We start from the raw sequence: 24,412 nt of genomic DNA on the forward strand, positions 1-24,412 counted from the left end.
CCGGGGGCGGTGCATTGTGCCTGCCAGCGAGGTAACGTCAAACCTTGGCAACTACTGAATTGCCGGACGAGACGACGGCCTGGCCCTGCGGTGTTCACCGATCAGACCAGCCGAAACCAGAGCGCGCGGCGGGGACCGGTGTCGTCAGACACATGGAGGAACCGTGCCTGCGCACAAGAGCCCGATGAGGGGCTTCGGAGACAAGCCGGAGATCGACTACAGCGAACCCGCGGAAAGTGCGCCAGACCCGGGTGTACTCAGACGGGCGATCGCCGCATCGGCGATCGGAAACGCCACAGAATGGTTCGACTACGGCATATACGCCTACGGCGTGAGCTACATATCGGCCGCCATCTTCCCGGGTGACACGCAGCAGGCCACCCTGTTGGCGCTTGCCACATTTGCGGTTTCGTTCCTCGTGCGGCCGCTCGGCGGATTTGTGTGGGGACCACTGGGCGACCGGCTCGGACGCAAACACGTTCTGGCCATCACCATCGTGCTGATGGCAGGTGCGACATTCTGCGTGGGTCTGGTCCCGTCCTACGCCGCGATCGGATTGTGGGCACCGGCCATCATGGTGGTGCTGCGCATGATCCAGGGCTTCTCCACCGGCGGCGAATATGGCGGTGCGGCAACGTTCATGGCCGAGTACGCGCCGTCCCGCCGCCGCGGGTTCCTCGGGAGTTTCCTGGAATTCGGCACCCTTTCCGGGTTTTCGCTCGGCGCGCTGCTCATGCTCGGTTTTTCGATGCTGCTCACCGACGACCAAATGGGTTCGTGGGGTTGGCGATTGCCCTTCATGGTCGCCGCACCGCTCGGCTTGATCGGTGTCTATCTGCGTTCCCGACTCGAGGACACCCCGGTATTCCGTGAACTCGAGCAGTCCGGGGACACCGAACAGGGCGCGGTGACGCAATTCAAGGATCTGGTGGGGGAGTACTGGGCACCCGTACTGCGGCTGGGCGGTCTGGTGGTGGCGCTCAACGTCGTCAACTACACGCTGCTCACCTACATGCCCACATACCTCGAGCGGACCATCGGACTGTCGAGCAATCACGCGCTGGTCGTACCCATCATCGGCATGCTCACGATGATGGTGTTCCTGCCGTTCGCCGGTCACATCTCCGACCGGGTGGGCCGCAAGCCGATGTGGTGGTTCTCGCTGATCGGGCTGTTCATCGCCGGTGTGCCGATGTTCCTGCTGATGGGCACCAACATGGTCGGTGCCGTGATCGGATTCGCGGTGCTGGGGTTGCTCTACGTGCCGCAGCTGTCGACCATCTCCGCCACCTTCCCGGCGATGTTCCCGACGCAGGTGCGCTACGCCGGTTTCGCCATCGCCTACAACGTGTCGACCTCACTGTTCGGTGGCACCGCGCCCGCGGTCAACGACTGGTTGGTGTCGTTGACCGGGGACCATTTGGTGCCGGCGTATTACATGATGATCGCGTGCGTGATCGGGGCGATCGCACTGGTGAAGGTGCCCGAAACGGCTCGATGCCCGATCGGGGGAACCGAGATCCCCGGCACGCCCGAAGCGCCGCCACAGCTGGAATACGACGTCGAACCCAGTGGGGCGTCGTAGCTCTCAGCCGGCGGGCAGGCGCGCGATGAGCCGGTCGACGGCGTCCTCCATGTGCGCGAGCATCAGCTTGTCGGTGAGTGCGACGTCGCCGGATCGGATAGCGCAGGCCAGCGCATGGTGCTCGGTGACGCGGTCGCTGGGCGTGTCGTAGGTATCGGCCAAGGCGTGCAAGCACATTCGGGTCTCGACCAGGTAGGTCTGGTGCATCCGGATCAGCCGTGAGCTGCCGGCCGACGCGACCAGGAGTTCATGGAAGCGAATGTCGGCCTCACTCAACTCATCTGGTTCGACAGCCGATTCCATCTCGTCGACGATGGCGAGCAGTCCGTCGCCGACCGCGGCGTAGTCGCCCTGCAGGATCTTGCGGGCCGCCGTGCGCTCGACGGCTTCGCGCGCCAGATACATATCGCGAACCTCGTCGGGCGTCATGTCGATCACGAACACGCCGCGGTTGCGGATGGCGATCACCAGGCCCTCCTGGGCCAGGCGCTGAATGCCCTCGCGGATCGGACCGCGGCTCACACCGAACCTGCGGGCCAGTTCGGCTTCGCCGAGCTGAGATCCCGGTTCCAGCTCACGGTGCGCGATGGCCTGGCGCAGCTTGTCGGCGATGAGGCTCGGCGTCGATTGCTGGTCCACCGGCCCGATGAAGTCGGTCACCGGGCCGTCCTGAACAGGGTGCCGAGGCCGGGCAGGCGCGGAACCGGGCCGATCAACTGCAGGCCCTTCCAGACCGTCACGGCGTTGGCGGTGAGTACCGGCTTTCCGGCTGCCGATTCCAGCCTGTCGATGATGCCCAGCGTGTGCATGGCGGTGTCGGGCACCAGCACCGCCTCGGCGTCGGGATGGTCGGCGGCCCGGACCATCTCGACCACCTCGTCGGGTGTCAGCAGGCCCACTTCCGCGGCCGTGACGATGTCGTGGCTGCCCATCGCGACCACGACCGCACCGCTGGCGGACAGGAACGTCACGAAGTGCGCGGCCACGTCCGCGGGATACGACGCGGCCACCGCGACGCGGTGAATGCCCAAGTACTGCAAGGCATCTACGAATGCGATCGAGGTCGACGAAGCCGGTACGCCCGCCGCGAGCGCGACTTGGTCGACCTGTTGGCGCGCGCCGTCGGGGCCGAAGACGAAGCTGCCCGACGTGCACGCCCACATCATCGATTCCGCTTGCGCACCGCTGAGCCGGGCGACACCGTCGGCGAGCCGTTCGGCCTTGCCGAGGTCCAACAACGCATCCACGCGGTGGGCATCCTCGCCGACGCTGGTGATCGCCACGGGCAACGACACAGAGGCGCCCAAGCGTGCCTCCAGCGCTTCGAAATCGTCCTCTGCGCTGTGGCCGGGGTAGAGGATGCCTACGGTCGGCATACGGTCTCCTGTCGGATCGTGGGAACGGTGCGGGGCTCGATCGCTCAGGTCTCCAGCAGTCGCTGGCCGGGGCCGACGGCCTTGCGTCCCGCGACGGCCAGCGCCGCCCACATCGTCACCTGGTTGGCCGTCACGACGGGTTTACCCAGGTCGGCCTCGAGCTGGGCGATCAGGTCGTAGGTCGGCAGGTTGGTGCAGCTGATGACGATGGCCTCGGCCTCGGGAACATCGGTGGCCCGCACCAGATCTGCCGTGGTCTCGTACGGCACCGCCCAGATGCGCGCGGTCATCCCCAGGCCCGCCGTCGCGACGACCTCGATGCCTGCCTCCATGAGGTAACTGGTCAGCCCGATGGTCAGGTCCGCGGTGTAGGGCGTGACGGTGGCGACCTTGTGCAGGCCGAGATGCCGAAGCGCGGTGAGCATCGCACCGCTGGTGGTCACCGCTGCCGGGGCGCCCGCCGCGCGCATCGCCGCGACCAGGGCGGCCTCGCCAGCCATGCCCTTGACGAAGCTGCCCGCGGTGCACGCGTAGGCGGTGACGAGCGGGGACACTGCAAGCACATTGGCGGCGCCTGCCACCACCTGTTCCGGCTCGGAGATGTGCACCGCCATGTCGACGGTCACGGGCATCGGCGCATACCGCAGCCGGGTTACGTAGAGACTGACGTCGTTGGGCACCCATCGCCACAGTTCCCGGTCGAGGGCGAAGTCGTATGGCGCCACAACACCTATCCCCACCTGCTGCAACGGCGGGTGAGGGGCCAAACCCTCGATCGTCATGTCCACAGTGTGAGGCCGAACGGGTCGACCGGCAACATATTGTTGACAATCCTACGAAACGGTTCCTAGCCTCGGACTGATGTCGAGCCCACGTCCGGTGATCGCGGTGTTGTGTGAGCGCGCGAGCGATCGTCCGGCCGGGGTGGCGGATCTCGACGTCGACGCCGACTTCCGGTATTGCGCCGCAGACGGTTTGGCCGACGCCCTGCGGGGCGCTCGGGCGTTGCTGATGTGGGACTACTTCTCCACCGCGCTGCGTGGTGCGTGGGCATCCGCGGACAACCTGGAGTGGATCCACGTCACCGCCGCAGGCGTCGACACCCTGCTGTTCGACCAACTGCGTGATTCCGACGTCGTGGTCACCAACGCTCGGGGCGTATTCGACCGTCCCATGGCCGAATACGTGCTGGGAGCGGTCATCGCATACGCGAAGGGAACCCAGGCCAGCCTCGATCGGCAACGGCGGCATCAGTGGCAGCACCGAGAGACCAGAACCATCGCCGGTGCGCACGCGTTGGTGATCGGAACCGGCGGCATCGGCCGGGAGATCGCCCGGTTGCTGCGGGCGGCCGGGCTGATCGTCCGCGGGGCCGGGCGCGTGGCGCGCGCCGCGGATCCCGACTTCGATCAGGTCGTCGCCACAGCCGACCTGGCCGCCGCGGTCGGTTGGTGCGACCACCTGGTGGTGGCCGCCCCGCTCACCGATGCCACCCGCGGCCTGGTGGACACCGCCGTCTTGGCGGCGATGAAGTCCGATGCGCATCTGGTGAACGTCGCCCGCGGCCCGATTGTCGACGAGTCCGCGCTGCTGTCAGCGCTGACCGCGGGCAGTATCGGTGGCGCCACCCTCGACGTGTTCGACACCGAACCCCTGCCGCAGGACCATCCGCTGTGGGACGCGCCCGGCGCCGTCGTCACCGCCCACATGTCCGGGGATGCTCGCGGCTGGCGCGACAGGCTGGCCGCGCAGTTCGCCGACAACCTCCAGCGGTGGCTCACCGGGCAGCCACTGCACAACGTCGTGGACAAGAAGCTCGGATATGTCAGGGGCACAACGTGATTCCCTCGGCGGCCGACCTCATGGCGGCCTATCGGAACAAAGCACTCTCGCCCGTGGAGATCACCCGGGCCGCGCTGGCGGCCATCGATCGCCAGAACGGCCTGGTGAACGCCTTCGTGCTGATCGACGAGGAGGGCGCGCTGGCGGCGGCACAGGCGTCAGAGGCCCGGTGGCAGGCCGGGCAACCGCTGGGGCCCGCGGACGGCATCCCGACCTCGATCAAGGACGCATTGTGGACGAAGGGCTGGCCCACGCTGCGTGGCAGCTGGCTCATCGACGAGGCCGGGCCGTGGGACGAGGACGCGCCAAGCGTTGCGCGACTGCGTGATTCGGGGGCGATCCTGCTCGGCAAGACCACGACGCCCGAGTACTCGTGGAAAGGGGTCACCGATTCGCCGCGCTACGGCGCGACCGGCAACCCGTGGAATCGGACCGTCACCGCCGGCGGGTCCAGCGGCGGCAGCGCCGCGGCCGTCGGTCTCGGCATGGGCGTGTGGTCGGTCGGCACCGACGGTGGCGGCTCGGTGCGCATACCTGCGGCGTTCACCGGCACCGTGGCGCTCAAACCGACGTATGGACTCATCCCGCTGTATCCGCCCAGCCCCTTCGGCACGCTTTCGCACGCCGGTCCGATGGCCCGGACGGTGGCCGACGTCGCCGCGCTACTCGACGTGGTCACCGGTTTCGACCCCCGCGACTGGTCCGCAATGCCTTCTCCCACTTCATCGTTCCGTGCCGGTCTCGACGCGGGCATCGCCGGCCTGCGGGTGGCTTACTCGCCCGATCTCGGGTTCGGCTCCAACGACCCCGAGGTCGACGCCGCGGTGCGCGCCGCCGTCAACGTGCTCGCCGCCGCGGGCGCAGAGGTCGAGGAAGTTTCGCCGGGCTTCGACGACCCCGTGCACGCCTTCCACGTGCTGTGGTTCTCGGGTGAAGCGAAAGTGCTGGAGGGCAAGAACACTGGTGACCGACCCGTCGATCCCGGGTTGCTGCGCACCGCCGAGATCGGCGCGACGTTCTCGGCATCGGATTACCTCGACGCGACCGCCGTCCGCATGGCACTGGGGGAGCGGATGGGCCGGTTCCACCGGCACTACGACGTGCTGATCACTCCGACGTTGCCGCTCACCGCTTTCCCTGTCGGCCAGGACGTGCCCGACGGCTCTGACTCACCCGACTGGACGAGCTGGACGCCATACACCTACCCGTTCAATCTGACTCAGCAGCCGGCGCTCTCGGTGCCGTGCGGGTTCAGCCGCAGCGGTCTGCCGATCGGGCTGCAGATCGTCGGTCCCCGGCATGCAGACGCCCTTGTGCTGCGCGTCGGACAGACCTACCAGGACGCCACCGACTGGCACCACCGGGTGCCGGCGCTGCTCACGGAGGAGGCGCAATGAGCCGATTGATCACGGTGTCGCTGGACGTGCGCGGGGTGACGTGCACCGCCCGGTTGCTCGATGATGCGGCGCCGCGAACCTGCGCGGCCGTCTGGGACGCGTTGCCGCTTTCGGCGCAGGTGTTTCACGGCAAGTACGCCCGCAACGAGATCTACACACTGCTGCCCGCGTTCGGCGCCGACCCGGGCCGGGAGAACACCACGGTGACGCCGATTCCCGGTGACCTGTGCTGGTTTTCGTTCGACTCCGACGATCTGGGCAACCCGGCCTACGGCTACGAGAACACCACGGGCACCGGGACGACGGGCGCCATCGTCGACCTGGCGCTCTTCTACGGACGCAACAACCTGCTGATCAACGGCGACCAGGGCTGGGTGCCCGGCAACGTGTTCGGGGCGATCACCGACGGGTTGGAGGAGATGGCGGCCGCGTGCCAGGACCTGTGGATGGGCGGTGCCCGTGGCGAAACGCTGACTTTCGCCAGGGCGTCTTGACCGGACCTCACACCGGAATGCAGTTGCGGTGAAAGGCTGCGGGAAACTCAGCCCAGAGTGCCGCTGATGTAGACGATTTCGCCCATCGGGTCCTGGTCGTCGGCCTCGGGGACCGGCAGGCCGTAGCGTGCGAACAGCTCCGCCCGGGGCGCACCGGTCATCTGCCAGCCCTTGGTGGCGAGATAGTCCGCCGCGGAATGTCGTTCGCCGTGGTAGATCAGCGACGGCATGTCCATGGTCAACCCGATCTGGCTGAAGCCGGCGGCCGCGGCCCGGGCCTTGTCGGGATCGAAATCCTTGAGGCCAGGCACGAACTCAGTTGCCAGAGTGCTGTCGGCAGCACTGAGGGCGTCGATGTTGTCGAACAAGCGGTCCTGGGCGTCGGACGGCAGATAGATCAGCAGACCCTCGGCGCACCAGGCTGTCGGCTGCCCCGGGTCGAAACCCGCCCCACGCAGTGCGGTCGGCCAGTCTTCGCGCAGATCGATCGGCACGGTGCGGCGCTGTGCCGTCGGCGCCGCACCGAGGTCGGCCAGCACCCGGGTCTTGAACTCGATGACCTCGGGCTGGTCGATCTCGTAGACGACGGTGCCGTCCGGCCAGGGCAACCGGTAGGCGCGCGAGTCCAGACCGGACGCCAGGATCACCGCCTGCCGGATGCCGCCTTCGGTGGCGGCGACGAAATAGTCGTCGAAAAACCGTGTGCGTACGGCCATCTCATCGATGTTCGCCCGCGCCCTGGCCGCCGCGTCCGGGGCGATGGCCTCGATAGCGTCGAAGTCCAGTTCACCGTTGACCATCTTGGTGAACGCGTCGATGCCGACGGCCCGCACCAGGGGTGCAGCGAAGGGGTCGTCGATCAGACCGTGCGGCGCGGTGCTGGCGACGGCCCGCCCCGTCGCGACGAGTGTCGCCGTCGCTCCCACACTCGATGCCAGGTCCCAGGTGTCGCCGTCGACCCGCGCCATCAGCTCCTCATTTCCGTTCTGCGGACAGGTAACCCGAATCGCCTGCGAGCTCGGCAAGGTCGTCGGGATAGTCGAAGCCGTACCCGGCGTAGGCGTCGCGGGTCGACAGCACGCTCGTCTGCCACCCGTGTCCGGCGAGATAGTCACCGGCGGTGTGACGGTCACCCGAATAGAACAGGTCCATCAGGTCGACATCGGACCCGACCCGCTTGGACCACTCGCTGACCTTCTTGGTCCATTCCTCGGAGAGTGTGTTCATGTCCATGTGTTCGGTGGCCAGCCGGCTTCCCGGTGCGGACAGTTCGGTGATGTTGTCGAAGAGCCGGTCCTGGGCGTCCGGCGGCAGGTAGATCAGCAGTCCCTCGGCGATCCATGCGGTGGGAGCCGACGGATCGAATCCGGCGGCGCGCAGCGCGGCGGGCCAGTCTTCACGCAGATCGATGGCCACGGTACGGCGCTCGGCGGCAGGTTCGGCGCCGAGCCCGGCCAGCGTGCGGGTCTTGAACTCGATCACTTCGGGTTGGTCGATCTCGTAGACCGCGGTACCGGCAGGCCAGTCCAGCCGGTAGGCGCGGGTGTCCAGCCCGGACGCCAGGATCACCGCCTGGCGGATCCCGGCTTCGGTTGCGCTCGCGAAGAAGTCGTCGAAGAACCGGGTGCGCACGGCGATCTGCTCGCACATCCGCTGCCGGTCGAGCATCTGATCGCCCTCGACGCACAGCTCGCCGTCGGCCAGTCGGATGCAGTGCTCCAGCCCGACCGCCTTGACCAGTGGATCGGCATACGGGTCGTTGATCAGCGGGTCGGGCTGCTTGGTGGCCAGTGCGCGGGACGCGGCGACACCCGTCGCCGTCGAGCCGACGCTGGACGCCAGGTCCCAGGTGTCACCGTCGGTACGTGCCATCGTTGTTCCTTACTGCCGTGTTGCCACGACTGCCAATGAATTGCGTTGTGGTTCAGCGTCTTCAGAGTCCGGAAAGGTGCGTCCATATTCGGCGAACACCTCGGGGCGCCGCCGGGCGGTCACCGACCAGCCGCCGGCGGTGAGGTAGTCGACCACCGAATTGCGGTCACCTACGTACCAGAGCTCGGAGAGGTCGACGTCGAATCCGTGTTCGCGCCAGCGCTCGGCCATGGACTGACTGCGGTTGCGTACAGCCGAGGCGATGTCCGGGTGGTATTCGGTGGCCAGCCGGCTGCCCGGGGCGCTCAGCGCGGTGATGTTGTCGAACAGTCGGTCCTGAGCCTCGGGAGGCAGGTAGACCAGCAGACCCTCCGCGCTCCACGCCGTCGGGAGGTCAGGGTCGAACCCGGCGGCGCGCAATGCCGCAGGCCAGTCGTCGCGCAGATCGACGGCCACGGCACGGCGCTCTGCGGTAGGCGTCGCGCCGATCTGCTCCATCGCGGCGGTCTTGGCGCCGATCACGTCCGGCTGGTCGATCTCGTAGACCACGGTCCCGTCGGGCCAGGGGAGCCGATAAGCCCGCGCGTCGAGCCCGGAGGCGAGGATCACCGCCTGCCGGATGCCGGCTTCGGTCGAGCTGGTGAAGAAGTCGTCGAAGAACTTCGTCCGCACCGCCATCACCGACGTCATGAACTCGGCTGCCGAGGAGTCCTCGCCGTCGAGCACGAGGTCGCCGTCGACGAGCTTGGTGAAGAAGTCCACGCCCACGGCACGCACCAGCGCCGCGGCGTAGGGATCGTTGATCAGAGGCTCGGGTTCGGCGCTGGCGATCGCGCGGGCCGCGGCCACCATGGTGGCCGTCGCGCCGACGCTCGAAGCCAGGTCCCAGCTGTCCGCATCAGTACGTGCCATGTCGGCCCCTACCGCTGCGCACTGATGTAGAGGACCGACGCGGCGTGTGCCTCATCCTCGACCGGCGGCAGACCCGTCTGGATCAGCAGATCGTTGGAGCTGATGCCGGTGGTCTGCCAGGAGTGGCCCTCCAGATAGGTGGTCACGTCGGCGCGGTCCCCGAGGAAGATCAGCTCGTTGAGGTCGATGTCCAGGCCGTGTGCCCGCCAGCGGTCGGTGAAGTCCTTCATCTTCGCGCGGATCGACTCTTCGTCGTTGGCCTCGGTCGCCGGAACACCCTCGACGCCGAGCCTGCTGCCCGGCGCGCTGAGAGCGGTGATCTGATCGAGCAGGCGGTCCTGGGCGTCGGGCGGCAGGTAGCCGAGCAAACCCTCGGCGATCCACGCTGTCGGCTTGGTGGCGTCGAACCCGGCCTCGGTGAGCGCCGTGGGCCAGTCGAAGCGAAGGTCCATGGCCACCGTGCGCAGATCTGTGGTCGGCGTGGCGCCCAATCCGGCGAGGGTCTTCGCCTTGAAGTCGACCACCTGAGGCTGGTCGATCTCGAAGACCACGGTGCCGTTCGGCCACGGCAGCCGGTAGGCCCGCGAATCTAGGCCGGCGGCGAGGATGACCGCCTGGCGGATGCCGGAGCGGACCGCGGACAGAAAGAAGTCGTCGAAGAACCGGGTGCGAGCCGCCATGCCGTTGGCGAAGCGATGCAGCCCCGTCGCCGCCTCCTCGTCGAGACCGTCGGTGGTGAAGTCCTCGTCGACCAGTTTGGTGAAGAAATCCATCCCGACGGCCCGAACCAGGGGTGCGGCGAACGGGTCGTCGATCACGGGGTCCTCGGCGTTGGTCGCCATCGCCCTGGCCGCCGCGACCATCGTCGCGGTGGCACCCACGCTGGACGCCAGATCCCAGGTGTCGTTGTCCGTGCGCGCCATGAACTCCCCTTAAATGCCTGTTAGTTAGGTGATGTAACGAGCCGTCGCCGACTGTACGCTCTGAAGCTGAATACACCCTTGGCCTGCGGGTGAAGCTGATCGATGCGGGGCCGTCCGGGCTCAACTGTTACTCTCGTAGACTGTTTGACGCTTGAGTTCGCAGGCCCGGCGCCTGCCGGGCCGGCATGTATACGACTTGACCATGACGCTGGACCCACCAGCCCCATTTGGCACGCCGCGCTGAGAAGTCGGCTGCGCAGGAGGAAGAGTGCTTTCGGCTTTCATCTCATCGCTGCGGACGGCCGACCTCAGACGCAAGATCCTGTTCACGTTGGGCCTGGTGATCCTGTACCGCGTCGGTGCGTCGATCCCGTCTCCCGGGGTGAACTACCCGAACGTGCAGAAATGCATCGAGCAGGTCAGCGGGGGTGACTCGGCGCAGATCTACTCGCTGATCAACCTGTTCTCCGGCGGCGCACTGCTGCAATTGACCGTGTTCGCGGTCGGCGTGATGCCCTACATCACCGCCAGCATCATCGTGCAGCTGCTGGTCGTGGTGATCCCGCGGTTCGAGCAGCTGCAGAAGGAAGGGCAGGCCGGCCAGGCCAAGATGACGCAGTACACGCGTTATCTGTCGATCGCGCTGGCCATCCTGCAGGCCACCAGCATCGTGGCGCTGGCCGCCAACGGTGGCCTGCTGCAGGGCTGCTCGCTGAACATCATCCAGGACAGCTCGATCTTCGGATTGATCGTCATCGTGCTGGTGATGACCGCGGGTGCCGCCCTGGTCATGTGGATGGGTGAGCTGGTCACCGAGCGCGGCATCGGCAACGGCATGTCCCTGCTGATCTTCGCCGGTATCGCCGCCCGCATCCCGTCCGAGGGCAAGACCATCCTGGACAGCCGCGGCGGCCTGGTCTTCACCGCCGTCTGTGCGGCCGCGCTGGCCATCATCATCGGCGTGGTGTTCGTCGAGCAGGGGCAGCGCCGCATCCCGGTGCAATACGCCAAGCGCATGGTCGGCCGCAAGATGTACGGCGGAACGTCCACCTACCTGCCGCTGAAGGTCAACCAGGCCGGCGTCATCCCGGTCATCTTCGCGTCCTCGCTGATCTACATACCGCATCTGATCACCCAGCTGATCCGCAGCGGGAACCCCAATGGCGGCAGTGGCTGGTGGGACAAGTTCGTAGCCAACTATCTGACGAATCCCGCCGACCCTGTCTACATCGCCATCTACTTCGGCCTGATCATCTTCTTCACGTACTTCTACGTGTCGATCACGTTCAACCCGGACGAGCGCGCCGACGAGATGAAGAAGTTCGGTGGCTTCATCCCCGGTATTCGGCCGGGTAAGCCGACCGCGGACTATCTGCGTTATGTGCTGAGCCGGATCACCCTGCCGGGCTCGATCTACCTCGGCGTGATCGCAGTTCTGCCGAACCTGTTCCTGGAGATCGGCAATACCGGGACGGTACAGAATCTGCCGTTCGGCGGAACTGCGGTTCTCATCATGATTGGCGTCGGGTTGGATACCGTCAAACAGATCGAGAGCCAGCTCATGCAACGCAACTACGAAGGGTTCCTGAAGTGAGAGTCGTTCTACTCGGACCGCCCGGCGCGGGCAAAGGCACACAGGCCGAGAAGCTGTCCGAGAAGCTCGGCATCCCGCAAATCTCCACCGGGGACCTCTTCCGCAAGAACATCGGCGACGGCACGCCCCTGGGCGTCGAGGCCAAGCGTTACCTCGACGCGGGTGACCTGGTTCCGGCTGAGCTGACGAATCGCCTGGTAGAGGACCGGATCGACCAGCCGGACGCGGCCGGCGGGTTCATCCTCGACGGCTACCCGCGCTCGGTCGAGCAGGCCCGCGCACTGCACGACATGCTCGAGGCCCGTAACACCAAGATCGATGCCGTGCTGGAGTTCGCGGTCTCCGAGGACGAGCTGCTCGCCCGGCTCAAGGGCCGCGGCCGCGCCGACGACACCGAAGAGGTCATCCACAACCGGATGAAGGTCTACCGCGAGGAGACCGAGCCGTTGCTGGAGTACTACGGCGACGAGGTCAAGACCGTCGCAGCGGTGGGCGCCCTCGACGAGGTGTTCGCCCGCGCCCTGAGCGCGCTCGGTCGGTGATCTCCCTGCCGGGGCTGCGCAGCCGTAAGGTCGTCGCGCAGCGCAGCGCAGGAGAACTCGACGCCATGGAAGTCGCGGGCGCGCTCGTCGCGTCCGCGCTGCGCGCGGTTCAGGCCGCGGCCGCGCCGGGCGTCAGCACACTTGAGCTCGACCGGATTGCCGAATCCGTCATCCGCGACGGTGGCGGCATCCCATCGTTCCTCGGCTATCACGGCTTCCCGGCCAGCATCTGTGCATCGGTCAATGACCGTGTGGTACACGGCATCCCGTCGGCCGGCGAGGTGCTGGCCGCCGGCGATCTGGTCTCGATCGACTGCGGCGCGATCGTCGACGGCTGGCACGGCGACTCAGCCGTCACCTTCGGCATCGGGCCCCTGATCGACGCCGACGAGGCCCTGTCCGAGGCCACCAAAGCCGCCATGGAGGCCGGGATCGCCGCGATGCTTCCCGGCAACCGGCTCACCGACGTCTCGCACGCCATAGAGGTCGAGACCCACGCCGCGGAGGCCCGGCACGACCGCAAATACGGAATCGTCGCAGGCTACGGCGGGCACGGTATCGGCAGGCAAATGCACATGGACCCGTTCCTGCCCAACGAGGGTTCCCCCGGGCGCGGGCCCTATCTGGCTGTCGGATCCGTGCTGGCCATCGAGCCCATGCTGACCTTGGGCACCACCAAGACCGTGGTGCTGGAGGACGAGTGGACCGTCATCACCGCCGACGGGACCCGCGCTGCGCACTGGGAACACACCGTGGCCGTGACCGAGGACGGGCCCCGGATCCTCACCCGCTGATCTCCGCATCAGCAATCGCCCGGCGTGATGTTCCCCGAACTGTCACGCACATGCGGGCGCAAAGGTCTAATTGAACTGGATCACCACCAACGTCGTATCTAAGACGGAGGTTGGTTAATGGACGATCCGGAGGCCGCCATGATGCGGGGGCTCTACGATGAGCATGCCGCGGCCTTGTGGCGATACGCGTTGCGCCTCACCGGCGACCAGGCGCGCGCCGAGGACGTGGTGCAGGAGACGCTGCTGCGCGCCTGGCGACATCCCGATGTCACCGCGGATACCGACCGGTCGGCAAGGGCTTGGCTGTTCACGGTGGCGCGGAACATGATTATCGATGAACGCCGCAGCGCCCGGTTCCGCAACGAGACGGGTGTTCCGGACCCAGAACTGGTGGCCGACCACGCCGCCCCTGACCAGGTGGACACCGCATTGGACCGGTTGTTGCTGAGCACCGCACTCAGTCAACTGTCCGAGGAGCATCGGGCCGTGGTGCGTCGCGCCTATTACCAGGGCTGGACCACCACACAGATCGCGGCCGACCTTCAGATACCCGAGGGCACTGTGAAGTCGCGGCTGCATTACGCCGTTCGCGCATTACGACTCAACTTGCAAGAAATGGGGGTGACACGATGACGCAGTTCGGTGCACCCCGCATTGATCCTGTGGATGGCGACCGCTACCTCACCTGGGACGCGGCCTATGTCCTCGGCTCATTGACGAGCACCGAGCGCCGTGAGTACGAAGGCCATCTCGCGGGATGCGAGCGGTGCCGCGCAGCTGTCGCTGAGCTCAGCGGCATGCCGGCGCTGCTGGCCCTGCTCGACTTCGACGATGTGCGTGCGCTCGATGAGGAGCAGCCCGATCCACCGCTTCGACCCGAAGTGCTGGAGTCGGTGCTCGCCAAGGTCAGCTGGCGGCGGCGCCGGTCCCGGTGGGTGACCTCGGCCGCTGTCGGGTTGGCGGCTGCCCTGCTGGCAGTCGGTCTCGTCGTCGCGATCCGCCCCGAGACGTTCGGTCTGCACACCGGCACCGGGGAGCAGCAGACCGCTCAGATGCTCCAGATGTCCAAAGTGTCGGAGACCCCGATCAACGCCAGCATTGCATTGAGCAGCTACGCGTGGGGTACCCGGATCGACATGGCGTGCACCTACGGGGACTGGGGCAACAAGGATGCGCCGCCGCAGAACCTCGGCATGGTGGTGGTCGGCCGTGACGGAACTCACACCGAGGTCGCGACATGGCTCGGATTGTCCGGTGCGACGGCCCTGCCCAGCGGAAACACGACATTGCCGATCAACGAAATCGCTGCGGTGCAAATGGTTTCGTCGCCCGATGGAAAAGTCCTACTTGAGAAAACCCTGTAAATCCGGCTGCCGGTGAACCGTGCCCCCGCCCGGGCCGTGTCACTAGGCAGAACCGGAAGGCAGGTGGAATATGGCCAGCAGGCACCGAGTGGTCGACCACATCGTCGGCCACCTGGCGGCGAGCGGGGTCTCCCACATCTTCGGCGTCGACGGCGCCAACATCGAAGATCTCTATGATGCGGCGCACTTTCGCGACGACATCACCGCAGTACTGGCCAAACACGAATTCTCCGCAGCCGCAATGGCTGACGGCTACAGCCGCAGCGGGGCGGGGATCGGTGTGGTCGCCGCCACATCGGGTGGCGGTTGCCTGAACGCCGTGCCCGGCCTGGGAGAGTCACTGGCCAGCCGAGTTCCGGTCCTGGCCTTGATCGGTCAGGCCCCGACGGCGCTCGACGGACGCGGGGCCTTCCAGGACACCAGCGGACGCAACGGTGCCATGGACGCCCACGCCCTGTTCTCGGCGGTGTCGGTGTACTGCCGCCGAGTGGTCACCGCTCGAGACATTCTCACGGCACTGCCCGAGGCGCTGGCCGCGGCCCGCACCGGTGGACCAGCGGTGTTGCTGCTGCCCAAGGACATCCAACAGGCCGACCTGGGTGAACCCGTCACCAACGGCAAGGTGAACGGAATGCACGTGGGCGCACAGCTTTCCGATCCCGGTGCACTCGCCACGGCGCTGCGGGAGGCGGCCGGACCGATCACCATCATCGCCGGGGAGCAGGTGGCCAGGGACGACGCCAGAGCCGAGCTCGAGCGGCTGCGGGCCACACTGCGGGCGCGCATCGCCACGGTGCCCGACGCCAAGGACGTCGCTGGCACCCCTGGCCTCGGATCGTCCTCTGCGCTGGGGGTGTCCGGTGTGATGGGCCATCCCGGCGTCGCCACCGCGGTGGCGCGCAGCGCGTTGTGCCTGCTGGTGGGCACCCGCATGACCGTCACCGCGCGGGCGGGTCTCGACGACGTATTGGGCACGGTCCCGACCTATTCGATCGGTTCGGCCGCACCGTACCTGCCGTGCACCCACGTGCACGCCGGCGATCTGCGGGGATCGCTGGCCCTGCTGACGCAGGCACTGTCGGGCAATGGCAGACCCGCACACGTCCGGGTCCCGGATACGGTGCTGCGCAGCGAATTACGGCCGCCGCCGTACCACGGCCCGGGAGTCCGGTACCGCGATGCGATGGCCGTGCTCGACGACGTCCTGCCCGCCGGCACCGACATCGTCGTCGATGCAGGCAACATCGGGGCGTCGGCCATCCACTACCTGCCGGCCCGGCGCGACGGCCGCTTCGTCGTCGCGCTCGGCATGGGTGGGATGGGATACAGCTTCGGTGCCGCGATCGGCATGACCTTCGCCAGGGGCGCGCGCACCGTTGTGATTGCCGGGGACGGCTCATTCTTCATGCACGGCATGGAGATTCACACCGCATTGCAGTACCGGTTGCCTATCACCTTCCTGCTGTTCGACAACCACGCGCACGCCATGTGCGTGACCCGCGAGCAGACGTTCTACGGGGATCGCTACAGCTACAACCGGTTCGGGCCCAGCCACCTGGGGAACGGTCTGGCCGCGATGTTCCCCGGCCTCACCTCACTCGGCGTCGATGACCTCGGGCAATTGTCCGCCGCGTTGCAGTTGGCGCTGGACGACGACGGCCCGTCGGTCATCAGCGTCGAATGCTCCGCCGATGAAATCCCCCCGTTCGCAGCCTTTCTCAACAGATCCACCACGCCGCACACCGAGGAGAACAGAACCCATGTCACTGCCCGCGCTTGATGACATCACCGCCCACCGGGGCACCACCGAAGCCATGGACGGGCTCATCCGTATCGAAACGTCACCGAAAGAGCAGGCCACCCCGATCATCATGGAGATGATGCGGTCGGTGTACCCGCACGACGAGGTGTTCGGCGAGTACTGCACCGTCAACGACTACATCGATTGCCCGCCAGAGGAACTGTTCGACTATTTGTCGGACACCCGCAGCCTGGAGGAGTGGACATACAGCCTGCGCGGATTCACCACCACCGACGAACCGGGCTTGTGGCTGGCGTACGACCGGCTCGGTGCCGGACCGACCGGGCCGGGAAGTGAGATCTACACCCGCACCGTGGCCAACCGCGAGGCGCTGACCGTCGACTACCACTGTGCGTGGGATCAGGGCAAGCACCTGTGGATGATCTACCTGATGCGCATCGTCGACGCCCAGGTGGTGTTCGACAAGCCGGGATCTGTTGTGCTGTGGACGAATTGCCACCACCCGTTCTACGACAACAATCCGTACCCGGAGACCGCACCGCCCGGACGCCCCGTGTGGGTCGGCGACTTCTGGGACATGTTCGGGGCCGGTCACCTGCTCGAACTGCACAACCTCAAAGCGATCGCCGAGTACCGGCACCGCAACGGCCTGCCGGTCACCCCGGCCTGGATGAAATGAGCATGACGATGAGCGCAACCACCAAAACCGTCTCCCTGCTCGACGTGTCGACCTATCTGCCCGGGGAGCCGATCGGCGCCGAATACTACGCACAGTTCGCCGAATCCGACGAGCTGCGAGACAATCTCATGTTCCGGGCGCCCCGGTTTCGACACCACGTGGCGCCCGACGAGACCGCCATCGACATGGTCGAACGCGCCGCCGCGGGACTCATCGACCGGCACGGCCAGGATGCGGTGACCAGTGCCGACATCCTCATCACGCACACCCAGATGCCCGACATGCCGTTCTACGGCGGGGGCGGCGGCATGGCGCATCGCCTTGGCATGAAACCGAACTGGGTGATCGACTTGCACAACGGCGGCTGCGCGGCATTCGTGCTCGGACTCAAGCTGGCGCGCAACCTGCTGGCCTCCGGGGAGGGACGTACCGCGCTGATCGCCGTCGCGCAGAACGCCGCGGGCCAGATCTTCGACCAGGAGAGCATCCGACGCAAGGCCCAGTCCGCTGTGCCCGGTGACGGGGCCGCGGTGGGTCTGGTGGCGCTCTCGGACGTTTCGCCCATCTTGGATGTCGAGTGCCGCACCTACGGCGAGTTCGCCGGCGACATGACCATTGCCGTCGATCCGCCGCGCAAGTGGTGGGAGGCGGGTCCGGGGGAGGGGTGCATCGGGTTCACCGAGAGCAAAATCACCAAGGTGCTGGCCCGCGGCAACCGTCAGGTGCCCGAGGTTTCCTATGCGGTGTGTGATCGAATCGGGGTGTCGCCCAAGGACATCGACCTACTGGTGACCAACCAGCCCAACCGGGCGTTCCTGCGGAACTGGCGTGAGGCGCTTGAGCTGCCTCAGGAGCGGCATGTCGATACTTTCGACGAGTGCGGAAACCTTTTCGCCGCAGGCATTCCGGTGAACTTCGACCGCGCGGTGAGCACCGGTCGGATCGCGGCGGGGGACACTGTGCTGATGGCGGCGTTCGCGCACGCCGGCGACTTCGCCGGAGCAGCCGCCGTCTGCTGGGGCGGGCGCAACTGATGGCCACACCACCCGCCGCACTGCTCGGCGTGGTCGGTTCCATCCCCGATGCGGTCAACCCGTTGGCGTTGTCGCTCAACGAATATCCCTTTCCGCCATTGCCTGCCGTGCGATCGGCGATGGCCGCGTCGATCGATACCGCCAACCGGTACCCCGAGTTCCTGCCGCAGCGGCTGCGGTCGTTGATCGCCGGGCACGTCGGGGTGGCAGAGTCGCAGGTAGTTATCGGATCCGGCGCCACCGGCGTCACCATGCAGGTTCTGCACGCGGTCAGCAGTCCGGGCGACACCATGGTGATGGCGGCACCCACGTTCGACGGATTTCCGATCTTCGCGCAGATGGCCCGGTTACGGTCGGTGACGGTGCCGCTCGACCAGCACGGCCACCACGATCTCGATGCCATGGCCGAGGCCGCCGAGAATGCCAGGGTGGTGGTGGTCTGCCGACCGCACAATCCCACCGGAACCGTCGAACCGGCAGCCGACATCGAACGGTTCCTCACTCGGGTGCCACGGGACACCGTCGTACTGCTCGACGAGGCCTACGTCGAATTCCTGCCCGGTGAACACCGCATCGACGCGCCGAGCCTGGTCCGCCGGTTCGGCAATGTGGTGGTGGTACGGACCTTTTCGAAGGCCTACGGGCTGGCCGGGCTGCGGGTCGGATACGGGTTCTGCGCTCCGGATCTCGGTCGCACGTTGTGGTCCATGCAACTGCCGTTCGGCACCCCGCTGAGCGGTCTCGTCGCAGTTGCCGCCTCATACGACGCGGAAAGTCAACTCCGGCAGCGGATTCGGATGATCGCCGCGGAACGCCGCTACCTACAGCTGCGGTTGCGGTCGATGGGTCTCTACACCACCGAAGGGCAGGCCAACTTCGTCTACCTACCCGCCTGCGGGCGGCGCTGGCAGGCCGTGTTCGACGGTGCGGGCCTGCAGGTCCGGCACTACCCCGACGGTGGTGTGCGAATCACGGTGGGATCGCGGGAGTCGACGCGGGCGGTGCTGCGCGCGGTGCGGACGGCGATGCACTGAGTTCGCCGCGCTGTTCGCACCGCGGGCAACGGTGATGCGGTATGAAGAAGCGTGCCCTCACCACCCGACAAGCGTGATCCCATCGCACTGGCCCGTGCCAACTGGGAGGCGGCGGGCTGGGGTGACGTGGCCGACGGGATGGTCGCGGTGACATCGGTGATGCGCGCGCACCAGATCCTGCTGGCCCGGGTCGAGACCGCGCTGCGGCCCTACGACCTGAGCTTCTCGCGCTTCGAACTGCTGCGGCTGCTGGCCTTCAGCAGGGCGGGTGCACTGCCCATCACCAAGGCGTCGGACCGGTTGCAGGTACACGTCACCAGCGTCACGCACGCGATCCGCCGGCTGGAGGCCAGCGGGCTGGTGGAGCGCATACCGCATCCGACCGACGGCCGCACCACCCTGGTGCAGATCACCGAGCTGGGGCGTGCCACGGTCGAGGATGCCACCGTGACCCTCAACGATCAGGTGTTCGGGGACGTCGGGATGTCCGCGGAACAGTCCCGCGCGTTGGTGGAGTCGATCGAGACGCTGCGCCGCAACTCCGGCGACTTCTGAAGATGTCAGGTCGGGCCACCGCTGCGGGCGTACTGCCGCGGTGAGCTGCCGGTCACTCGCGTGAACGCGGTAGTGAACGCACTCGCGGACTGATAGCCGACCCGGTCGGCGATCTCGGCCAGCGAGAAGCGCTTCTCGCGCAACATGTCCTTGGCCAGTGCTACGCGCCATTCCAGGACGTACTGCATCGGCGGCATCCCGATCGTGCGGGCGAACCGTTCGGCGAACACTGCGCGTGACATGTTCGCGGTGCGCGCCAATCTCTCGACACTCCAGCTTCGTGACACGTTCGCGTGAATCTCACGGAGGACGCCGGCCAGCTGTGGGTCTGAGAGTCCGGCAATCAGGCCGTGCCCCCCGGCGCCGGGATGTTCGGTTCGGAACCGGCAGGCCTCGATGAGCAACACCTCCACCAACCGCTCCAGTATCAGCTCACGGCAGGGATGTTGTGCGACCGCTTCCTCGGTGATGAGGTCGACAATCTGACTCAGGCGGCCGATCCGGGTTCGTCGTGACAGACGAGAACCGTTGGTGGTAAGAGCTTTACCAAAAGCCTGGCGTTGGCTCGATCGAAGCGGAAGTAACCGCCGAGCATTCGCATGGACGCTGGGCCGTCGGCCGGGCCGTAATGCGCGTCGCCGGGCGGGTAGAGCTCGACGTCGGCCGGGGTCAGTGTCGGGTCGCTGGCCATGACGAAGCTCGGCGTTTCCGGGAGCAGTAGGAAATCGCCCTGAGCGAGCTCGAAGGGGTCGATGCCGTCGGGGTGGAGCCAGCAGCTTCCCTCGAGGATCAGGCAGAACGACGGATCGGCGTAGCGCGGCTTGCGGATGCTCCATTGCCCGGTACCGCTCACCACCTTCGACAACACGACTTGCGGGCGCAGCAACGGAATGATCGATTCCAGCGGGTCGGTACTGCGCGCGATATCTGCCGCCATTCCGGCTCCGGGATTCCGGACGTGCATGCCGACAAGATATCGCCTGCGCTGAGCCTATGTTCTAACGCGCCTGCGCATCCGCCAGCGCCACGGCGTCCGCGCCCGCTGGGAACCGGAGGCGGCCGGAATCGTCGGTCGCGGCGCGATAGACGGCCTCTGCCACGTCGGACTCGACTGTGAAGACGGCGGTCTCCCCGAATGCGGCGAAAACCGGCTCGGCGAATGCCCGATACGGCTCGGGAATCAGGCCGTCCATCCGTGACGCCCCGTTGCTGGTGAAGCTCGTCGTCGGCCCGTAGCCCGGTTCGACCAGCTTGGCCGTCACGTTCACCGCGGCGAGCTCGAGTGCGAGCGACGCGGTGAATCCTTCGATCGCCATCTTGCTGGCCGTGTACACGGCGGCCAGCGGCATCGCCGTCAATGTCACGCTCGAGGTCACGTTGACCACTACCCCCGCTCCGCGGTCGCGCATCTGGGGCAGTACGGCCTGCGTCATCGCCATGACACCGAATGTGTTGGTCTCGAACACTTCTCGGATCGTGTCCATCGGCATCGGTTCGAACGCGCCGACCACTCCGATTCCCGCGTTGTTGACCAGGACATCGATCGGACCGCTCTGCTCGATCGCCGAGGCGATACTCTCGGGCTTGGTCACGTCCAGCGCCACCAACCGAATTCGGTCCGACTCGGGCAGAAGGCCTTCGCGGGGCGTACGCATGGTGGCGATGACCTTCCAGCCGTTGGTGTGGAAGTGCCGCGCGGTTTCGAGTCCATAACCTGACGAACAACCAGTGATCAGTACCGTTTTCATGCTTTGACAGTAGGGTCGTCAAATCAGACGATCAATGGGAAGCAATCCGGAAAACATTACTCATCGTCTGGTTGTGCCGCGGCCGCGGCATGGGCGCCGGCTCGACGCACGGATCCGTCTACTCGAGCACCGCGGGCAGCGGAATGCTTGCGGTGACGGCGGTCCCTGCGCCCGGCCGGGAGCGGATGTTCAGCCGACCACCGACGATCTCGGCGCGCTCGGCCATCGACAGCAAGCCGTAACCGCCCATCTCGTCACTGCCCAGCGGATGCTCGAACGTATCGAAACCTTTTCCGTCGTCTACGATTTCGAGCCTGGCCACGTTGTCCTCCAAGGTGAACGTGAGCCGGGCCCGGCTCGCGTCGGCGTGCTTGACCACGTTCTGCAGGCATTCCTGGGCGATCCGGTAGAGGGCCAGCTCGATGTGGTCGGGCACCCGGGTCTCGGCGAGTTCGACTTCGAGATCGATTCCGGGGATGGAGCGCGCCAGGCTCGCCAAGCCGCCGGCCAGGCCGAGGTCGTCGAGTACGGGTGGCCGCAGCCCGCTGATCGCGGCGCGGGCCTCCTGCAGGGTCAGGTCGACCAGTTCTCGTGCCTTGTCGAGTTGTTCGGCCAGCGCGCGGGGGTCGTCGACGGCGCGTGCCGCGGCGTCGAGCCGGTACGACAACGTCACCAGCCGCTGCGAGATGCCGTCGTGGATGTCGCCCGCCAGCCGGCGCCGCTCGATCTCCTGCGCCTCGATGACCTGCTCGACGAAATTCTCGTGGGCCCGTTCGCGGGCCACCAGCTGCCGGTGCAGCCGGGCCTGGTGCAGCGCCCCGGCGATGAGCCGGCCGATCACGACCAGCAACTCGACGTCGCGTTCCCCGAACTCCCGGCGATTGACGGTGTGCACGTTGAGGACGCCCACCAGCCCACCAGGATCGGTCTCCATCGGCACCGACACCATCGAGGTGAAATCGCGTCCGCGCAGCGTTTCGAACGGTAGATAGCGGGGATCGGCCTCCTTGTCGTGGCTGATCACCACAGGCTCGCGGTGGCTGGCCACCCAACCCGAGATGCCCTGCCCGAGCGGCAGCCGGATCTTGCCGACCTCGGCGTCGAACGGCGGGGTGGCGCCGGCCAGCGTCAGGGCCCGGTCGGAGTCGTCGAGCACGTGCACGAAGCACACATCGGTCGCGGTGGCCGCGGTGATCATCCGGGCTGCCGCGGCCGCGAGGTGCTCTACGCCGGGGCCGCTGGAGGTGGCCTGGATGAGCTCCCGCAGCAGCGCGAGCTCGCGGTCGGCGGTGAGCACCATGGGGCCGAATTCACTGGTCATTGGTAGATGCCTTCGCGTAGGGCGGTGGCGACGGCGCCGGCGCGGTCACTGACGCCCAGCTTGCGGTAGATGGACCGCAGGTGGGTCTTGACGGTCTCCTCGCCGATCACCAGCTTGGTGGCGATACCGCGGTTGGAGAGGCCCGCCACCACGAACGAGAGGATCTCGCTCTCCCGCTGGGTGAGGCCCTGCCGGACACCCGGCCAGAACTCGTCGCGCTGCAAGCGCGCGGCCGTGTCGGCGGCGCGGGCGGCCATGCCCGGATCGATCGCGGTGGCGCCACCGTGGGCGAATTCGATCTGGCGGACCAACTCGTCGCTGCTGATGCTCTTGAGCAGGTAACCCGATGCGCCGACCCGCAACGCCTGGAACAGGTACTGCTCGTCGTCGTACACGCTCAGCATCACCACTTTGCGGTCCGGATCACGTTCCCGCAGGTCGCGGCACAGATCCAGACCGCTGGAGCCCTGCATACGGACATCGCACAGCACGATGTCGGGGTCCAGTTCGGCGACAACGCTGAGCGCTCGCTCAGCGCCGACCGCGTGGCCTACCACCAGAACCCGGTCTTCGAACGCGGCGAGCATGGCCTTGAGACCCTCGATGACCATTTCGTGGTCATCGACCAGCACAAGGCGCACTGGGGAGGGCGCCATGGCATCACCTTATGTGGCTGCGCGTGCGAGGAGCAGATACATCCAGCGGACGAAGTTCGCATGCCCAATCACCCCTAGGGGGGAGGCGCAGGGCTTGTGACGTGGGCCACTCTCAGGTGGTGTCCTCACCTCAGGAGAAAACATGGCGTGCCGGACGGTTCTGGTGGGACTGTCCTGAGCCGACAGATGCAGGAGCGTTCCCGCTGCGTGCGGTGATCTTCGATCTCGACGCGCTGTCAGACCTGGATGTCGACGGTCATCGGGTCGTGTTCAACGCGGCATTCGCCGCGCACGGCCTGCCCCTGGAATGGAGCGTGGCGCGGTACCGGCAGCTGTTGGCGCTGCACGACGAACGCCAGCGGGTCGCTGCCGAGCTCCGCAAGCGCTGCGTGGGACCAGAATGCGACGTGCTCACCGAGGTGCTCGCCGACGAGATCTGTGCCACCAAGGACATGATGTTCGACGAGATGATCCTCGACGCCGGCCTGGCTCCGCGGCCCGGTCTGCTCGACCTGGTCATGGACGCCTTCGCCGCCGAGGTACCCGTGGGCGTGGTGTCGAGCGGCCGGCGCCGGTGGGTCGAGCCGCTGGTGCGCCAGCTGGTCGGCGAGGGCCTGGTGGAAACCGTCGTCACCGGTGACGACGTCACCTCGTCGAGGCACGGCGCCGCCCACCAGCACGCCCTGGCCGAGCTCGGCGTGTCCGCGCACGAGGCGCTGGGCGTCGCCGGATCGAGCGCCGGGCTGCGGGCCGCGAACGCAGCGGGGCTGGCCAGCGTGCTCGTCGGCGCCGACATGGGCGCGGCCCTCCCGGCAGTCGCGGTACGCCCGGATTACACGGGCACGGACGACGCGCTGCGGTTGGCGACCTGCCGACGCCTACACGCCTCGTGGTGGGCGCAGCACAGCCCGACGGCCGCCTAGGGTGC

25 protein-coding genes and 1 pseudogene are annotated in these 24,412 nt (G+C 67.0%); 15 read left to right on the forward strand and 11 right to left on the reverse strand.

The features are described from left to right. Window positions 1-184: 184 nt before the first annotated feature. Entirely contained in the window at window positions 185-1,585 is a 1,401-nt protein-coding gene (locus BST13_RS23385) for an MFS transporter (RefSeq protein WP_083166396.1), read from the forward strand. A 3-nt stretch (window positions 1,586-1,588) separates the two neighbouring features. Here the strand turns inward: BST13_RS23385 and BST13_RS23390 are convergent, their stop codons facing one another. The 3 genes from BST13_RS23390 to BST13_RS23400 are packed head-to-tail and all read right to left on the reverse strand — an operon-like array spanning window position 1,589 to window position 3,743. Further along, window positions 1,589-2,245, reverse strand: a complete 657-nt coding sequence (locus BST13_RS23390; protein ID WP_083166397.1) for a GntR family transcriptional regulator — start codon at window positions 2,243-2,245, stop codon at window positions 1,589-1,591. After that, complete coding sequence (locus BST13_RS23395) at window positions 2,242-2,961, reverse strand: maleate cis-trans isomerase family protein (RefSeq protein WP_158087185.1); 720 nt, start codon at window positions 2,959-2,961, stop codon at window positions 2,242-2,244. Before BST13_RS23395 ends, BST13_RS23390 begins: the two co-directional genes overlap by 4 nt. A 44-nt stretch (window positions 2,962-3,005) precedes the next feature. Beyond that, window positions 3,006-3,743, reverse strand: coding sequence for a maleate cis-trans isomerase family protein (locus tag BST13_RS23400; protein WP_211296164.1), 738 nt, complete (start codon window positions 3,741-3,743; stop codon window positions 3,006-3,008). Between the two features lie 79 nt (window positions 3,744-3,822). Between BST13_RS23400 and BST13_RS23405 the strand changes: the two genes are divergently transcribed. From BST13_RS23405 to BST13_RS23415, 3 genes are read left to right on the forward strand one after another with little or no spacing between them, the layout of a single operon-like run. Continuing rightward, on the forward strand, window positions 3,823-4,803 hold the full coding sequence (locus BST13_RS23405) for a D-2-hydroxyacid dehydrogenase (protein ID WP_083166398.1): 981 nt from the start codon (window positions 3,823-3,825) through the stop codon (window positions 4,801-4,803). Further along, entirely contained in the window at window positions 4,800-6,200 is a 1,401-nt protein-coding gene (locus tag BST13_RS23410) for an amidase (RefSeq protein ID WP_083166399.1), read from the forward strand. Before BST13_RS23405 ends, BST13_RS23410 begins: the two co-directional genes overlap by 4 nt. After that, on the forward strand, window positions 6,197-6,694 hold the full coding sequence (locus BST13_RS23415; RefSeq protein ID WP_083166400.1) for a DUF3830 family protein: 498 nt from the start codon (window positions 6,197-6,199) through the stop codon (window positions 6,692-6,694). The genes BST13_RS23410 and BST13_RS23415 overlap by 4 nt, the downstream gene beginning before the upstream one ends. A 47-nt stretch (window positions 6,695-6,741) precedes the next feature. Here BST13_RS23415 and BST13_RS23420 read toward each other — a convergent pair whose 3' ends face one another. The 4 genes from BST13_RS23420 to BST13_RS23435 are packed head-to-tail and all read right to left on the reverse strand — an operon-like array spanning window position 6,742 to window position 10,401. Next, window positions 6,742-7,662 carry a class I SAM-dependent methyltransferase gene (locus tag BST13_RS23420; RefSeq protein WP_083166401.1) on the reverse strand — a complete coding sequence of 307 codons (921 nt, stop codon included), beginning with the start codon at window positions 7,660-7,662 and terminating at the stop codon, window positions 6,742-6,744. Window positions 7,663-7,669: 7 nt separating this feature from the next. After that, window positions 7,670-8,566, reverse strand: a complete 897-nt coding sequence (locus BST13_RS23425; protein WP_083166402.1) for a class I SAM-dependent methyltransferase — start codon at window positions 8,564-8,566, stop codon at window positions 7,670-7,672. A gap of 9 nt (window positions 8,567-8,575) precedes the next feature. Continuing rightward, window positions 8,576-9,478 (reverse strand): class I SAM-dependent methyltransferase, encoded by a 903-nt coding sequence (locus BST13_RS23430; RefSeq protein WP_083166403.1) that lies wholly within the window; start codon window positions 9,476-9,478, stop codon window positions 8,576-8,578. A gap of 8 nt (window positions 9,479-9,486) precedes the next feature. Continuing rightward, entirely contained in the window at window positions 9,487-10,401 is a 915-nt protein-coding gene (locus BST13_RS23435; protein WP_083166404.1) for a class I SAM-dependent methyltransferase, read from the reverse strand. A 268-nt stretch (window positions 10,402-10,669) separates the two neighbouring features. Here BST13_RS23435 and secY point away from each other — a divergent pair, with 268 nt between their 5' ends. The 10 genes from secY (at window position 10,670) to BST13_RS23485 (ending at window position 19,759) form a co-directional block, all read left to right on the forward strand. After that, complete coding sequence (secY, locus tag BST13_RS23440) at window positions 10,670-11,995, forward strand: preprotein translocase subunit SecY (RefSeq protein ID WP_083166405.1); 1,326 nt, start codon at window positions 10,670-10,672, stop codon at window positions 11,993-11,995. Continuing rightward, on the forward strand, window positions 11,992-12,537 hold the full coding sequence (locus BST13_RS23445) for an adenylate kinase (RefSeq protein WP_083166406.1): 546 nt from the start codon (window positions 11,992-11,994) through the stop codon (window positions 12,535-12,537). Before secY ends, BST13_RS23445 begins: the two co-directional genes overlap by 4 nt. Further along, window positions 12,534-13,331, forward strand: coding sequence for a type I methionyl aminopeptidase (map, locus tag BST13_RS23450; RefSeq protein WP_083166407.1), 798 nt, complete (start codon window positions 12,534-12,536; stop codon window positions 13,329-13,331). Before BST13_RS23445 ends, map begins: the two co-directional genes overlap by 4 nt. 117 nt (window positions 13,332-13,448) lie before the next feature. Further along, window positions 13,449-13,964: a sigma-70 family RNA polymerase sigma factor gene (locus tag BST13_RS23455; protein WP_029368392.1), complete on the forward strand. Its 516-nt coding sequence runs from the start codon at window positions 13,449-13,451 to the stop codon at window positions 13,962-13,964. Further along, the gene (locus BST13_RS23460; RefSeq protein ID WP_083166408.1) at window positions 13,961-14,695 is read left to right on the forward strand and encodes an anti-sigma factor family protein; all 735 of its coding nucleotides are present in this window, start codon (window positions 13,961-13,963) and stop codon (window positions 14,693-14,695) included. Before BST13_RS23455 ends, BST13_RS23460 begins: the two co-directional genes overlap by 4 nt. A 70-nt stretch (window positions 14,696-14,765) precedes the next feature. Further along, entirely contained in the window at window positions 14,766-16,475 is a 1,710-nt protein-coding gene (locus tag BST13_RS23465) for a thiamine pyrophosphate-binding protein (protein WP_170064318.1), read from the forward strand. Beyond that, window positions 16,456-17,136: a hypothetical protein gene (locus tag BST13_RS23470; RefSeq protein ID WP_029368395.1), complete on the forward strand. Its 681-nt coding sequence runs from the start codon at window positions 16,456-16,458 to the stop codon at window positions 17,134-17,136. The genes BST13_RS23465 and BST13_RS23470 overlap by 20 nt, the downstream gene beginning before the upstream one ends. Continuing rightward, complete coding sequence (locus BST13_RS23475; protein ID WP_083166410.1) at window positions 17,133-18,170, forward strand: 3-oxoacyl-ACP synthase III family protein; 1,038 nt, start codon at window positions 17,133-17,135, stop codon at window positions 18,168-18,170. Before BST13_RS23470 ends, BST13_RS23475 begins: the two co-directional genes overlap by 4 nt. After that, a complete protein-coding gene (locus BST13_RS23480; RefSeq protein ID WP_083166411.1) occupies window positions 18,170-19,204 on the forward strand; it encodes a pyridoxal phosphate-dependent aminotransferase in 1,035 nt (344 codons plus the stop codon). The genes BST13_RS23475 and BST13_RS23480 overlap by 1 nt, the downstream gene beginning before the upstream one ends. 51 nt (window positions 19,205-19,255) lie before the next feature. Continuing rightward, window positions 19,256-19,759 carry a MarR family winged helix-turn-helix transcriptional regulator gene (locus BST13_RS23485; protein ID WP_083166412.1) on the forward strand — a complete coding sequence of 168 codons (504 nt, stop codon included), beginning with the start codon at window positions 19,256-19,258 and terminating at the stop codon, window positions 19,757-19,759. A gap of 5 nt (window positions 19,760-19,764) precedes the next feature. Here the strand turns inward: BST13_RS23485 and BST13_RS40435 are convergent. The 4 genes and pseudogenes from BST13_RS40435 to BST13_RS23505 all read right to left on the reverse strand — a co-directional run bounded on the left by BST13_RS40435 (window position 19,765) and on the right by BST13_RS23505 (window position 23,484). Continuing rightward, window positions 19,765-20,723 (reverse strand): annotated as a pseudogene (locus tag BST13_RS40435) (AraC family transcriptional regulator). Window positions 20,724-20,757: 34 nt separating this feature from the next. After that, a complete protein-coding gene (locus BST13_RS23495; protein ID WP_083166413.1) occupies window positions 20,758-21,507 on the reverse strand; it encodes an SDR family oxidoreductase in 750 nt (249 codons plus the stop codon). A 118-nt stretch (window positions 21,508-21,625) separates the two neighbouring features. Further along, entirely contained in the window at window positions 21,626-22,807 is a 1,182-nt protein-coding gene (locus tag BST13_RS23500) for a GAF domain-containing sensor histidine kinase (protein WP_083166451.1), read from the reverse strand. A 17-nt stretch (window positions 22,808-22,824) separates the two neighbouring features. Further along, window positions 22,825-23,484, reverse strand: a complete 660-nt coding sequence (locus BST13_RS23505; protein ID WP_062827970.1) for a response regulator — start codon at window positions 23,482-23,484, stop codon at window positions 22,825-22,827. Between the two features lie 119 nt (window positions 23,485-23,603). On the opposite strand from BST13_RS23505, the gene BST13_RS23510 reads away from it, so the two are divergent. After that, window positions 23,604-24,407: an HAD family hydrolase gene (locus BST13_RS23510; protein WP_062828078.1), complete on the forward strand. Its 804-nt coding sequence runs from the start codon at window positions 23,604-23,606 to the stop codon at window positions 24,405-24,407. Window positions 24,408-24,412: the final 5 nt, after the last annotated feature.

The organism is Mycobacterium aquaticum (assembly GCF_002086485.1).
Classification (GTDB): domain Bacteria; phylum Actinomycetota; class Actinomycetes; order Mycobacteriales; family Mycobacteriaceae; genus Mycobacterium; species Mycobacterium aquaticum.

What these genes read in the sequence shown, in the direction of transcription:
- BST13_RS23385 (WP_083166396.1), top strand. Translation starts at nt 185, where the DNA reads ATGAGGGGCTTCGGAGACAAGCCGGAGATCGACTACAGCGAACCCGCG.
- BST13_RS23395 (WP_158087185.1), bottom strand. Translation starts at nt 2,961, where the DNA reads ATGCCGACCGTAGGCATCCTCTACCCCGGCCACAGCGCAGAGGACGAT.
- BST13_RS23400 (WP_211296164.1), bottom strand. Translation starts at nt 3,743, where the DNA reads ATGACGATCGAGGGTTTGGCCCCTCACCCGCCGTTGCAGCAGGTGGGG.
- BST13_RS23405 (WP_083166398.1), top strand. Translation starts at nt 3,823, where the DNA reads ATGTCGAGCCCACGTCCGGTGATCGCGGTGTTGTGTGAGCGCGCGAGC.
- BST13_RS23415 (WP_083166400.1), top strand. Translation starts at nt 6,197, where the DNA reads ATGAGCCGATTGATCACGGTGTCGCTGGACGTGCGCGGGGTGACGTGC.
- BST13_RS23420 (WP_083166401.1), bottom strand. Translation starts at nt 7,662, where the DNA reads ATGGCGCGGGTCGACGGCGACACCTGGGACCTGGCATCGAGTGTGGGA.
- BST13_RS23425 (WP_083166402.1), bottom strand. Translation starts at nt 8,566, where the DNA reads ATGGCACGTACCGACGGTGACACCTGGGACCTGGCGTCCAGCGTCGGC.
- BST13_RS23430 (WP_083166403.1), bottom strand. Translation starts at nt 9,478, where the DNA reads ATGGCACGTACTGATGCGGACAGCTGGGACCTGGCTTCGAGCGTCGGC.
- BST13_RS23435 (WP_083166404.1), bottom strand. Translation starts at nt 10,401, where the DNA reads ATGGCGCGCACGGACAACGACACCTGGGATCTGGCGTCCAGCGTGGGT.
- BST13_RS23455 (WP_029368392.1), top strand. Translation starts at nt 13,449, where the DNA reads ATGGACGATCCGGAGGCCGCCATGATGCGGGGGCTCTACGATGAGCAT.
- BST13_RS23460 (WP_083166408.1), top strand. Translation starts at nt 13,961, where the DNA reads ATGACGCAGTTCGGTGCACCCCGCATTGATCCTGTGGATGGCGACCGC.
- BST13_RS23465 (WP_170064318.1), top strand. Translation starts at nt 14,766, where the DNA reads ATGGCCAGCAGGCACCGAGTGGTCGACCACATCGTCGGCCACCTGGCG.
- BST13_RS23470 (WP_029368395.1), top strand. Translation starts at nt 16,456, where the DNA reads ATGTCACTGCCCGCGCTTGATGACATCACCGCCCACCGGGGCACCACC.
- BST13_RS23475 (WP_083166410.1), top strand. Translation starts at nt 17,133, where the DNA reads ATGAGCATGACGATGAGCGCAACCACCAAAACCGTCTCCCTGCTCGAC.
- BST13_RS23480 (WP_083166411.1), top strand. Translation starts at nt 18,170, where the DNA reads ATGGCCACACCACCCGCCGCACTGCTCGGCGTGGTCGGTTCCATCCCC.
- BST13_RS23495 (WP_083166413.1), bottom strand. Translation starts at nt 21,507, where the DNA reads ATGAAAACGGTACTGATCACTGGTTGTTCGTCAGGTTATGGACTCGAA.
- BST13_RS23500 (WP_083166451.1), bottom strand. Translation starts at nt 22,807, where the DNA reads ATGGTGCTCACCGCCGACCGCGAGCTCGCGCTGCTGCGGGAGCTCATC.
- BST13_RS23505 (WP_062827970.1), bottom strand. Translation starts at nt 23,484, where the DNA reads ATGGCGCCCTCCCCAGTGCGCCTTGTGCTGGTCGATGACCACGAAATG.